Genomic DNA, 13047 nt, shown 5'->3' on the forward strand with positions numbered 1-13047 from the left:
TTGCAGCCGCAGGGCCGGCGGGTGCCGGTGATGGAGCAATCCTGCGCAGATGGATTACAAGAGTAGAGGCGGTCTATTTCATGTCCACCCAAGCAAAGCAACAAGCGAATCAGACGATCAGCGGCTTCGAGCCCTATGTTCAGAAAGCTGGCGAAGAGTACATGGGCGAGCCCATGCGCAAACACTTCACCAAAGTTCTGAATCAGTGGAAAAAAGAGCTGATGGAAGGTGTCGACAAGACTGTGGATCACATGAAGGACGAAGCGGCCAACTTCCCGGACCCGGCAGACCGTGCCAGCCAGGAAGAAGAGTTCGCTCTCGAGCTTCGAGCCCGCGATCGTGAGCGCAAGTTGATCAAGAAGATCGACAAGACGCTTCAGTTGATCGAAGACGAAGAGTACGGCTGGTGTGAGTCCTGCGGCATCGAGATCGGCGTCAAGCGCCTTGAGGCACGCCCTACCGCTGACTTGTGCATCGACTGCAAGACACTGGCGGAAATCAAGGAAAAGCAAGTCGGCAAATAATGGCGGCTTGAACGAAGAACGGAGCGTGCGAACGCTCCGTTTTTGTTTCCGAAATTCGCCTCGGCGCGAAACCCTGTGGGAGCGAGCCTGCTCGCGAAGGGGCCTTCAGTTTCAACATTAATGCTGGCTGACACACCGCCTTCGCGAGCAGGCTCGCTCCCACAGGTGGCTGGCGCAAGCCCGGACAAACAAACATCACCTCATGACCGCCATCACCAGTTCCTCCTACATCGGACGCTTCGCCCCCACGCCCAGTGGCCATCTGCATTTTGGTTCGCTGGTCGCCGCATTGGCTTCGTACCTCGACGCCCGCTCGGTCGGTGGCCGCTGGCTGATGCGCATGGAAGATCTCGACCCACCCCGCGAAGAACCCGGCGCTCAGGCGGCGATCCTCAAGGCTCTGGAGAGCTACGGTTTCGAGTGGGATGGCGAGATGGTCCGCCAGAGCGATCGCCACGATGCCTATGCCGAAGTGCTCAATCGCCTGTTCAACCACGGCCTGGCCTACGCCTGCACGTGCTCGCGCAAACAGCTGGAGCCGTACCACGGCATCTATCCGGGATTGTGCCGCAATGCCGGGCATGGCACCGAAGATGCCGCGATCCGGGTGCGCGCGCCCGAACTGGACTATCACTTCATCGACCGGGTGCAGGGCGAGTTCCACCAGCATCTGGGCCGGGATGTCGGCGATTTCGTGATTCGCCGGCGCGACGGGCTCTACGCTTATCAACTGGCAGTAGTGCTGGACGACGCCTGGCAAGGCATCACCGACATCGTCCGCGGTGCCGACCTGCTCGACTCCACGCCGCGTCAGCTCTACCTGCAGGAGCTGCTCGGCCTGCGCCAGCCGCGTTACTTGCACATCCCGCTGATTACCCAGCCCGATGGCAACAAACTCGGCAAGTCCTACCGTTCACCGCCGCTAACCGAAGATCAGGCTACACCGTTGTTGCTGCGAGCCCTGCGCGCTCTGGGACAAAAGCCCGGCGCCGAACTGGCTTACGCAACGCCTCGGGAAGTGCTGGACTGGGGAACTGCCCACTGGGATGCCCTGTTGATCCCGCGCACATTGAGCCTGCCCGAGGCGCAGCTACAGTGATCATGCTTGCAGTGGCGCGCCCATCCGTTACCATCGCCGCTCGTTTTCGGGCACGGGCATAAAAAAAGAGAGGCCGGGATGTACATCTATCGCTTGGTCCTGCTCCTGGTAGTGGGGATTTATCTGTTTTCCCCAGCCATCATGGATTGGTGGATCGACGCCACTGGCGCCTGGTATCGCCCTTATCTGCTCTGGCTGATCCTGATCGTCGTGACCTTCATCCTGCAGAGCCAAAAAGATGCCGATGAGCTTTAGCCTGACCCAGATGATCCTGATCAGCGCCGCGTACCTGGCGGTGCTGTTCGGCGTGGCCTGGGTCAGCGAACGGGGCATGATCCCGCGGGCGATCATTCGCCACCCGCTGACGTACACCTTGTCGCTGGGGGTCTACGCCAGTGCCTGGGCATTTTATGGCACCGTGGGCCTGGCCTATCAGTATGGCTACGGCTTCCTGTCAAGCTACCTGGGCGTTTCCGGCGCGTTTCTGCTGGCGCCGGTGTTGCTGTACCCGATCCTGAAGATCACCCGCACCTATCAGCTGTCGTCCCTGGCCGATCTGTTCGCGTTCCGCTTTCGCAGTACCTGGGCTGGCGCGCTGACCACGATTTTCATGCTGGTCGGGGTACTGCCCCTGCTGGCGCTGCAAATCCAGGCGGTCGCCGACTCCATCAGCATCCTCACCCGCGAGCCGGTCCAGCATCGCGTGGCGCTGAGTTTCTGCGCACTGATCACGCTGTTCACGATTTTCTTCGGCTCCCGGCACATCGCCACCCGGGAAAAACATGAAGGCCTGGTGTTCGCGATTGCCTTCGAGTCGGTCATCAAGCTGATCGCCCTCGGCGGCGTCGGCCTCTATGCGCTGTATGGCGTATTCGACGGCCCGCAACAGCTGGAGTTGTGGCTGTTGCAAAACCAGACCGCCCTTGCCGCGCTGCACACGCCGCTGCAGGAAGGCCCTTGGCGCACGCTGCTGCTGGTGTTCTTCGCCTCGGCAATCGTCATGCCGCACATGTACCACATGACCTTCACCGAAAACCTCAATCCGCGTTCGCTGGTCAGTGCGAGCTGGGGCTTGCCGCTGTTCCTGCTGCTGATGAGCCTGGCAGTGCCGTTGATTCTCTGGGCCGGCCTGAAGCTCGGCGCCACCACCAACCCTGAATATTTCACCCTGGGCATCGGCATCGCGGCCAACAGCAAGGCCCTGGCATTGCTGGCCTATGTCGGCGGTCTGTCCGCCGCCAGCGGCCTGATCATCGTCACCACCCTGGCCCTGTCCGGCATGGCCCTGAACCACCTGGTGCTGCCGCTGTACCAGCCACCGGCCGAAGGCAACATCTACCGCTGGCTGAAGTGGACCCGTCGGGCCCTGATCGTCGCGATCATCATGGCCGGCTACGGCTTCTACCTGCTGCTGGGTGCCGAGCAAGACCTGGCCAACCTCGGCATCGTCGCCTTCGTGGCCACGCTGCAGTTCCTCCCGGGCGTGCTGTCGGTCCTGTATTGGCCGACCGCCAACCGTCGCGGCTTCATCGCCGGGCTGCTGGCGGGGATCCTGGTGTGGCTGGTGACCATGTTGCTACCGCTGGTCGGTAACCTGCAGGGCTTCTACATACCGTTGTTGAACATGATCTACGTGCTCGATGACACCAGTTGGCACATGGCCGCGATCGCCTCCCTGGCCGCCAACGTACTGATGTTCACCCTGATTTCGCTGTTCACCAATGCCAGCACCGAAGAGGCCAGCGCCGCCGAAGCCTGCGCCGTGGACAACGTGCGTCGCCCGCAACGCCGGGAACTGCACGCCGCCTCGCCGCAGGAATTCGCCACCCAGCTTGCTAAACCGCTGGGTGCCAAGGCTGCGCAGAAGGAAGTCGAGCAAGCCCTGCGCGATCTCTACCTGCCCTTCGACGAGCGTCGGCCGTACGCCTTGCGCCGCTTGCGCGACCGGATCGAAGCCAACCTGTCCGGCCTGATGGGACCGAGCGTGGCCCAGGACATGGTCGAGACGTTCCTGCCCTACAAGGCCGGCGGCGAAAACTATGTCACCGAAGACATCCACTTCATCGAAAGCCGCCTTGAGGACTACCATTCGCGCCTGACCGGCCTGGCCGCCGAACTCGATGCCCTGCGCCGCTATCACCGCCAGACCCTGCAGGAGTTGCCGATGGGCGTCTGCTCGCTGGCCAAGGACCAGGAAATCCTCATGTGGAACAAAGCCATGGAGGAATTGACCGGGATCGCCGCGCAGCGTGTGGTCGGTTCGCGCCTGAGCACCATTGCCGACCCGTGGAAAGAACTGCTACAAGGCTTCATCAATGTTCCGGATGAGCACTTGCACAAACAGCACCTGGCCCTCGACGGCCAGACCCGCTGGCTGAACCTGCACAAAGCGGCGATCGACGAACCGCTCGCACCGGGCAACAGTGGCCTGGTGTTGCTGGTGGAAGACCTGACCGAAACCCAGATGCTCGAAGACAAACTGGTGCACTCCGAGCGCCTGGCCAGCATCGGTCGCCTGGCCGCGGGCGTGGCCCATGAAATCGGCAACCCGATCACCGGCATCGCCTGCCTGGCGCAGAACCTGCGCGAAGAGCGCGAGGACGACGGCGAACTCAAGGAAATCAGCGGGCAGATCCTCGAGCAGACCAAGCGCGTTTCGCGCATCGTGCAGTCGTTGATGAGCTTCGCCCATGCCGGCAGCCACCAGCACAGCGACGAGCCCGTCTGTCTGGCGGAAGTGGCCCAGGACGCGATCGGCCTGCTGGCCCTGAACCGGCGCAATTTCGAAGTGCAGTTCTACAACCTGTGCGACCCCGATCATTGGGTCGAAGGCGACCCGCAACGGCTTGCCCAAGTGTTGATCAACCTGCTCTCAAACGCCCGCGACGCCTCGCCTCCCCACAGCGCGGTGCGGGTCAAGAGCGAAGCCGGCGAACACACGGTCGACCTGATCGTGGAAGACGAGGGCAGCGGTATTCCGAAGAACATCATGGACCGATTGTTCGAACCCTTCTTCACCACCAAGGACCCGGGTGAAGGCACCGGTCTGGGCCTTGCACTGGTCTATTCCATCGTTGAAGAGCATTATGGACAAATCACCATCGACAGCCCGGCTGATGTTCAGAGCCAACGCGGCACCCGTATCCGGGTGACATTACCGCGTCATGTCGAAGCGACGTCCGCTGTGAACTGAGACCGTCGAGAGTATCGAATCAATGCCGCACATTTTGATCGTCGAAGACGAAACAATTATCCGCTCCGCCTTGCGCCGCCTGCTGGAACGTAACCAGTACCAGGTCAGCGAAGCCGGTTCAGTGCAGGAAGCACAAGAACGCTTCACCATTCCCACGTTCGACCTGATCGTCAGTGACCTACGCCTGCCGGGCGCGCCGGGCACCGAGTTGATCAAGCTTGGCCAAGGCACTCCGGTGCTGATCATGACCAGCTATGCCAGCCTGCGCTCGGCGGTGGACTCGATGAAGATGGGCGCGGTGGATTACATCGCCAAGCCTTTCGATCACGACGAAATGCTCCAGGCCGTCGCGCGCATCCTGCGTGACCGGCAATCGGCGCAAGCCAGCGGCGAACCGGTTGCCGGCAAAGTCGCCAATGGTGCGGCCAAAACCGGTAGCGATAACAGTAACGGTGAAATCGGCATCATCGGCTCGTGCCCACCGATGCAGGACCTGTATGGCAAGATCCGCAAAGTCGCGCCGACTGACTCCAATGTCCTGATCCAGGGCGAGTCCGGTACCGGTAAGGAACTGGTGGCGCGTGCCCTGCACAACCTCTCCAAGCGGGCCAAGGCACCGATGATTTCGGTGAACTGTGCGGCCATTCCAGAAAGCCTGATCGAATCCGAACTGTTCGGCCACGAGAAAGGCGCATTCACCGGCGCCAGCGCCGGACGTGCCGGCCTGGTGGAAGCGGCGGACGGCGGCACCTTGTTCCTCGATGAAATCGGTGAGCTGCCACTGGAAGCCCAGGCGCGCCTGTTGCGCGTGTTGCAGGAAGGTGAAATTCGTCGAGTGGGCTCGGTCCAGTCGCAGAAAGTCGATGTGCGCCTGATCGCTGCGACCCACCGCGACCTCAAGAGCCTGGCGAAGATCGGCCAGTTCCGTGAAGACTTGTATTACCGCCTTCACGTGATTGCCCTGAAACTGCCGGCCCTGCGCGAGCGTGGCGCGGACGTCAATGAAATCGCCAACGCCTTCCTGGCGCGTCAAAGCGCACGGATCAACCGGACAGACCTGAAGTTCGCCCCGGATGCCGAGCAAGCCATTCGTCATTACTCGTGGCCAGGCAACGTTCGCGAGCTGGAAAATGCGGTCGAACGTGCGGTCATCCTGTGCGAGAGCCCGGAAATTTCCGCCGAGCTGCTGGGCATCGACATCGAACTGGGTGACCTGGAAGACGACGAGTTCATCGGCCTGCCCCCACAGCAGGGCAACGGTAGTACAGGCAACAACAATCATGAGCCGACTGAAGACCTGTCCCTGGAAGACTACTTCCAGCACTTCGTGCTTGAGCATCAGGATCACATGACCGAAACCGAGCTGGCACGCAAACTCGGGGTCAGTCGCAAGTGCCTGTGGGAACGCCGTCAGCGCCTGGGCATCCCACGACGCAAAACCGGGGTACCGAGCGAGAGCTGAACCACACCTGTCTCATGTGCGGGTAACACGTGATTTTGTGAAAAAACTGTTACCTCAGGTTTTTCACGTAACAGAAGCCGGGGCTTACGGTAACGAAGCCCCGGTTTTTTTTGGCCCTCATTTACCCCAGCGACACGCCTAACCCCTTGTTTTACTGGGATTCACAAAAGTTGGCACGCACCCTGCTATATGTTTGGTACAAGAACAATAACAAGCAACGTACAAGACAATAAAAATAAGACGAATCGACTCACGCACAATAAAAACAAGACGGCGAGAGGCGCAGCTAACTGATTCTTTTGGAGAGGCGTTGTATTTGGGGCTTGCCCCACGACCAGGCCGAGAACAACAAAAAACTGTCTTAAGACAGAGCCTGAACTGGTTGGATCGCGAGATCACTGCAGCACAGCGACCAAAGCAATCCGTTTGCTCTTGGCTCCCGATTGGGAGGGTCATGAAGGAAAGCTTCATGGCAAGGGCACTCAACAAAAACAAAAAGCCCGAAACCAATAACAAAAATAGAGCATGCAACTACTTCTTGGGGAGCTTCGGCTCCCCTTGTAGTTTCTGCGATTTGAGCCCCGCCCCTGATTACTGTGGGAGCGAGCCTGCTCGCGAAAAACTCAAGAGCGGCGCTGGGTATCTGGTTCACCGCGTTATCGTTCACGTTTTTCGCGAGCATTCGAGCGTCGACCGGCTGCTCCTACGCCTCAAATCTGCTGTGTCCTACACCATCCCCCGACTAAATGCTAGAATCCCCGCCCATCATGCGGTCATTCTTCGTTTTGGCCGAACATTCCTTCAAACAGTGCATCCCATGCTGAAGAAGTTGTTCCAGTCATTCCGTACTCCCGTGCGTCGTACGCAACACATCCGCAGCACGCCTGAAGTGCTCAACAGCGGTCAACATTCGCTGCAAAAGGCGCAATTCAGCCGTTACGCGGTGAACATCGTCGATCGCCTGCAGGGCGCCGGTTACCAGGCCTATCTGGTCGGCGGCTGTGTGCGTGACATGCTGCTCGGCATCACGCCGAAAGATTTTGACGTTGCCACCAGCGCCACGCCCGAACAGGTACGGGCCGAATTCCGTAATGCACGGATCATCGGCCGCCGGTTCAAACTGGTGCATATCCACTTTGGCCGCGAAATCATCGAAGTCGCGACGTTCCGCGCCAATCACCCGCAAAACGATGAAGAGGAAGACACCAATCAATCCTCGCGCAACGAAAGCGGGCGCATCCTGCGCGATAACGTCTACGGGACCCTGGAAGAAGACGCGCAACGCCGTGACTTCACCATCAACGCCCTGTATTACGATCCGGTCAGCGAGCGCATTCTCGATTACGCCAACGGCGTGCACGACATTCGCAACCAACTGATCCGCTTGATTGGCGACCCCAAGCAGCGCTACCAGGAAGATCCGGTGCGGATGCTGCGCGCGGTGCGTTTTGCCGCCAAGCTGAATTTCGGTATCGAAAAACACAGCGCCGCGCCCATTCGCGAGCTGGCGCCCATGTTGCGCGAGATCCCGTCGGCCCGCTTGTTTGAAGAAGTGCTCAAGCTGTTCCTGTCCGGGCACGCTGCAGACACCTTTGAAATGCTGGTCGACCTGCAATTGTTCGATCCGCTGTTCCCGGCCAGCGCCGAGGCACTGGAACATAACCCGACCTACACCCATACCCTGATCAGCGAAGCCCTGATCAACACCGACCTGCGCATCAAGCAGAACAAACCGGTGACCCCGGCATTCCTGTTTGCAGCCCTGCTCTGGCCTGCCCTGCCGGCGCGCGTATTGCGCCTGCAAGACCGTGGCATGCCGCCGATTCCGGCGATGCAGGAAGCGGCTCACGAACTGATTGCCGAGCAGTGCCAGCGCATCGCCATCCCGAAACGCTTCACCATGCCGATCCGCGAGATCTGGGACATGCAGGAGCGCCTGCCACGGCGCAGCGGCAAACGTGCCGACCTGCTGCTGGACAATCCGCGATTCCGCGCCGGCTACGACTTTTTGCTGCTACGCGAAAGCGCGGGCGAGCAGACCGATGGCTTGGGCGAATGGTGGACCGACTATCAGGATGCCAATGACAGCGAGCGTCGCGACATGATTCGCGACCTCAGCGGCAAGGACGACGGCACCGGCGGCCCACGCAAACGGCGCCGCAGCGGCGGCTCCAAGCGCAAGCGCTCAGCAGACGCTTCGAGTACCACGGGCGAGTAATTCATGGAACGCATCTACATCGGCATGGGCAGCAACCTCGCTGACCCCGCCGAACAGCTGCGCAGCGCCATCGAGGCGCTGGCACAGTTGCCGCAATCGGAACTGGTCGGGGTTTCAGCCTTCTATCAAAGCGACTCGTTGCTCCCCGGCCAACCGCGTTACACCAACGCGGTTGCCGCTCTCGACAGCAATCTGGCACCGCTTGAGCTACTGGACGCTTTGCAGTCAATCGAAAACGGCCAGGGCCGCGAGCGCCTTGAGCGCTGGGGGCCACGCACGCTGGATCTCGACATCCTGCTGTTCGGTGACCGCCTGATTGACGAACCTCGGCTCAAAGTCCCGCACTACCATATGCAGGAGCGGGCCTTCGTGCTGTATCCGCTGGCCGAGTTGGCGCCTGCGAATTTGCGTCTGGCGGACGGTCGCCATCTGAGTGACTTACTCGCTGCCTGCCCGTTCGTCGGGTTGGAACGCATCACTACAAATTGACACAAACCCCTGTGGGAGCGAGCCTGCTCGCGAAAGCGATCCAGCATTCACCAGCAATGGTGACTGTCGATACGCCATCGCGAGCAGGCTCGCTCCCACATTGGTTCGTGCAGGACAAAAACTCCGCGATAAGCCCGCCCAGCCTGCTGAATCGCATCAGTAACCCCGGTAACACCACGGACGTAACAATGCGGTAACACACGCAATTGACTTCCCACGTTCTCCTCACGACTATAGGCGTCCCGCTGCCGCCAACACGGCATCAAGGGCGCAATCCAGGCCTTAAAAGCACGACAAAAGACCGTGCGCCTGTATTCAACGAAGAATCACGCGCGTTACTCGCAGTAGTTTCCACAGCGCCTGAATGAGGAATTTTCATGCCAGCCATCACCCTGACCACTCTGCAAGGTCTCAAGCACAAAGGTGAAAAAATCACCATGCTGACCTGCTATGACGCGACCTTCGCCCACGCCTGCAATCAGGCCGGTGTCGAAGTGCTGCTGGTGGGCGACTCCCTCGGCATGGTTCTGCAAGGTCATGACAGCACCCTGCCGGTCACCACCGCCGAAATGGCTTACCACGTGGCAGCCGTCAAACGCGGTAACACCGATGCGTTGATCCTTGCCGACTTGCCCTTCATGGCCTACGCCACCACGGAACAGGCCATGACCAACAGCGCCCTGCTGATGCAGGCCGGCGCTCACATGGTCAAGGTCGAAGGCGCGTTGTGGCTGGCGGACTCGATCCGCCTGCTGGCAGAACGAGGCATTCCGGTCTGTGCCCACATGGGCCTGACGCCGCAATCGGTGAACATCCTCGGCGGCTACAAGGTCCAGGGTCGCAACGAAAACCAGGCGCGGCAGATGCGTGCCGATGCGATTGCCCTGGAACAGGCGGGCGCGGCGATGCTGCTGCTCGAATGCGTGCCCAGCGAACTGGCCGAAGAAATCACCCAGGCCGTGAACATTCCGGTCATCGGGATTGGTGCCGGCCACAGCACCGACGGCCAGGTACTGGTCCTGCATGACATGCTGGGCCTGTCCATTACCGGTCGCGTACCCAAATTCGTGAAAAACTTCATGGCCGGCCAAACGAGCATTAACGCCGCCTTGAGCGCGTATGTCACCGAAGTCAAAGCGGCGACCTTCCCTGGCATCGAACATGGATTCTCTGCATGAACACCGTCAAAACCGTCCGCGAACTTCGGGCCGCCGTGGCCCGTGCCCGCAGTGAAGGCAAGCGCATCGGCTTTGTGCCGACCATGGGCAACCTGCACAGCGGTCATGTCGCGCTGATCACCAAGGCCACCCAACGGGTAGATTTCGTGGTCGCGAGCATTTTCGTCAACCCGCTGCAGTTCGGTGCCGGTGAAGACCTGGACAAATACCCGCGCACCCTCGCCGCCGATCAGGAAAAACTGCTCGAAGCCGGTTGCGACCTGCTATTTGCGCCAACCGTTGCAGAGATATACCCCGACGGCATGGCCGGCCAGACCCGCGTGAGCGTCCCGCAGATTTCCGAAGGCCTTTGTGGCACCAGCCGTCCGGGGCATTTCGAAGGTGTGGCAACGGTGGTCAGCAAGCTGTTCAACATGGTTCAGCCGGACCTGGCGGTCTTCGGCCAGAAAGACTTCCAGCAACTGGCGGTCATTCGCGCGCTGGTGCATGACCTGAACATGCCGATCCAGATCATTGGCGAGCCGACGGTGCGGGCCGCCGATGGCCTGGCACTGTCATCGCGCAATGGCTTCCTCAACGAAGATCAGCGAGCCGTGGCACCCGTGGTGTATCGCACGCTGAGCGAGATCGCCGAAGCGATCAAGCACGGTGAGCGCGATTACCCGGCCCTGATCCGCGCCAAGCTGCAACAGCTCGAAGCGGCGGGCCTGCGCCCCGACTACCTGGAAATTCGCCATGGGCTGAGCCTGCGCCCGGCAACCCCGGAAGATCGGGACCTGGTGATTCTGGTGGCGGCGTTCCTGGGGACGACGCGCTTGATCGACAACCTGCACCTGAACCTCGACACCCCCGCCTGAATTCCACCCCACATTTCCCCCCACACCTCCCCCCTGTAGGAGCGGCCGGTATAAAAAAGTACCGGTCGCAGGTCTTACAAAGCCAAGACAGATCGTCTCTCTGGGTTTACTGTTACCGGCCTGCGCTATTTAATCGTGTGCACGCAGGCTAACCGGGCACCACCCAGACAGTGGTCAGGACATTCCGGTATTTTCAGTGTCTTAAAGGCAGTTCAAGTAAAAGGAAACCCGCAGCGATGGCGTACTACCGCACCCCCCACGACGTGACCGCCCTTCCCGCCTGGCAAGCGTTGAAAGACCACCGCCAGGCCATGCAGGATTTCAACATGCGCGAGGCCTTCAACGCCGACCCGCAGCGTTTTACCCAATTCACCCTCAGCAGCTGCGGCCTGTTTCTCGACTATTCGAAAAACCTGATCAACGCCCAGACCCGCGACCTGCTGGTGTGCCTGGCCGACGAAGTCGACCTCAAGGGCGCGATCAAATCGCTGTTCGATGGCGAAATCGTCAACGCCTCCGAAGGACGCCCCGCCCTGCACACCGCCCTGCGTCGCCCGGTCGGCGACAAGTTGTCGGTCAACGGCGTCAACGTGATGCCTGAAGTGCACAAGGTGCTGAACCAGATCACCGACCTCGTGGGCCGTATCCACGACGGCCTGTGGCGCGGCTACTCCGAGAAGCCGATCACTGACGTGGTCAACATCGGCATCGGTGGTTCGTTCCTCGGCCCGGAGCTTGTGTCCGAAGCCCTGCTTGCCTATGCCCAGAAAGGCGTGCGCTGCCACTACCTGGCGAACATCGATGGCAGTGAGTTCCACGAACTGGCCATGAAGCTGCGCGCCGAGACCACGCTGTTCATCGTCTCGTCGAAATCCTTCAACACCCTCGAAACCCTGAAAAACGCCCAGGCCGCACGCGCCTGGTACCTGGCCCAGGGTGGTTCGGAAGCCGAGCTGCATCGCCACTTCATCGCGGTCTCGAGCAACAACGCTGCCGCCGTGGCGTTCGGCATCCGCGAAGAGAACATCTTCCCGATGTGGGACTGGGTTGGCGGGCGTTACTCGCTCTGGTCGGCCATCGGCCTGCCGATCGCCCTGGCCATCGGCATGTCGAACTTCAAGGAACTCCTGTCCGGTGCCTACACCATGGACCAGCACTTCCTGAACACCCCGTTCGAACAGAATATGCCGGTGCTGCTGGCCTTGCTCGGCGTCTGGTACGGCAATTTCTGGGGCGCGCAAAGTCACGCGATCCTGCCGTACGATCACTACCTGCGTAACATCACCAAGCACCTGCAGCAGCTGGACATGGAATCCAATGGCAAGCGCGTGCGCCAGGACGGTACTCCCGTCAGCACCGATACCGGCCCGGTGATCTGGGGCGGCGTGGGCTGCAACGGTCAGCACGCTTACCACCAGTTGCTGCACCAGGGCACCCAACTGATCCCGGCCGACTTCATCGTGCCGATCGTCAGCTTCAACCCGGTGGCCGACCACCACCAGTGGCTGTACGCCAACTGCCTGTCGCAAAGCCAGGCGTTGATGCTCGGCAAAACCCTGGCCGAAGCCCAGGCTGAGCTGCGTGACAAAGGCATGAGCGAAGAGCAGGTGCAGAGCCTTGCGCCGCACAAGGTGATCCCGGGCAACCGCCCGAGCAATACCCTGGTGGTCGAGCGCATCAGCCCGCGGCGCCTGGGTGCGCTGGTGGCGATGTACGAACACAAAGTCTTCGTGCAAAGCGTGATCTGGGGCATCAACGCCTTCGACCAATGGGGCGTGGAACTGGGCAAGGAGCTGGGCAAAGGCGTCTACAACCGTCTGGTCGGCAGCGAAGAAACGCCGGCTGATGACCCGTCCACTCAAGGGCTGATCAACTACTTCCGCGGTCGTCACCGCGGTTGATCTGACGCCATTCCTGCGGGGGTACTAACCTTGTAGGAGCCGGCTTGCTGGCGAAAGAGCCGTGTCATTCAACATTTTTGTCGACTGATACGCCGCTTTCGCCAGCAAGCCGGCTCCTACGAGGGT

Annotated in this window: 10 protein-coding genes; all 10 read left to right on the forward strand. The window is 60.6% G+C overall.

Going from position 1 to position 13047, the window contains the following annotated elements; translation table 11 throughout:
• The first annotated feature begins 80 nt into the window (after nucleotides 1-80).
• Nucleotides 81-524, forward strand: coding sequence for an RNA polymerase-binding protein DksA (dksA, locus tag ACA054_RS27625; protein ID WP_046815673.1), 444 nt, complete (start codon nucleotides 81-83; stop codon nucleotides 522-524).
• Nucleotides 525-726: 202 nt separating this feature from the next.
• Complete coding sequence (gene gluQRS, locus ACA054_RS27630; RefSeq protein ID WP_497687027.1) at nucleotides 727-1623, forward strand: tRNA glutamyl-Q(34) synthetase GluQRS; 897 nt, start codon at nucleotides 727-729, stop codon at nucleotides 1621-1623.
• 78 nt (nucleotides 1624-1701) lie between these two features.
• Entirely contained in the window at nucleotides 1702-1878 is a 177-nt protein-coding gene (locus ACA054_RS27635) for a hypothetical protein (RefSeq protein ID WP_003176118.1), read from the forward strand.
• Complete coding sequence (locus tag ACA054_RS27640) at nucleotides 1862-4816, forward strand: sensor histidine kinase (protein WP_497687028.1); 2955 nt, start codon at nucleotides 1862-1864, stop codon at nucleotides 4814-4816. The genes ACA054_RS27635 and ACA054_RS27640 overlap by 17 nt, the downstream gene beginning before the upstream one ends.
• A gap of 22 nt (nucleotides 4817-4838) precedes the next feature.
• Nucleotides 4839-6278 carry a sigma-54-dependent transcriptional regulator gene (locus tag ACA054_RS27645; protein WP_497687029.1) on the forward strand — a complete coding sequence of 480 codons (1440 nt, stop codon included), beginning with the start codon at nucleotides 4839-4841 and terminating at the stop codon, nucleotides 6276-6278.
• Nucleotides 6279-7095: 817 nt separating this feature from the next.
• Entirely contained in the window at nucleotides 7096-8496 is a 1401-nt protein-coding gene (locus tag ACA054_RS27650; protein ID WP_497687030.1) for a polynucleotide adenylyltransferase PcnB, read from the forward strand.
• A gap of 3 nt (nucleotides 8497-8499) precedes the next feature.
• Complete coding sequence (gene folK / locus ACA054_RS27655) at nucleotides 8500-8985, forward strand: 2-amino-4-hydroxy-6-hydroxymethyldihydropteridine diphosphokinase (RefSeq protein ID WP_497687031.1); 486 nt, start codon at nucleotides 8500-8502, stop codon at nucleotides 8983-8985.
• A gap of 377 nt (nucleotides 8986-9362) precedes the next feature.
• Nucleotides 9363-10163, forward strand: a complete 801-nt coding sequence (panB, locus tag ACA054_RS27660) for a 3-methyl-2-oxobutanoate hydroxymethyltransferase (protein ID WP_497687032.1) — start codon at nucleotides 9363-9365, stop codon at nucleotides 10161-10163.
• Entirely contained in the window at nucleotides 10160-11020 is an 861-nt protein-coding gene (panC, locus tag ACA054_RS27665) for a pantoate--beta-alanine ligase (RefSeq protein ID WP_497687033.1), read from the forward strand. Before panB ends, panC begins: the two co-directional genes overlap by 4 nt.
• Nucleotides 11021-11256: 236 nt before the next feature.
• Nucleotides 11257-12921, forward strand: coding sequence for a glucose-6-phosphate isomerase (gene pgi / locus ACA054_RS27670; protein WP_497687034.1), 1665 nt, complete (start codon nucleotides 11257-11259; stop codon nucleotides 12919-12921).
• The last annotated feature ends 126 nt before the right edge of the window (nucleotides 12922-13047 follow it).

Source organism: Pseudomonas sp. LBUM1653 (assembly GCF_059716115.1).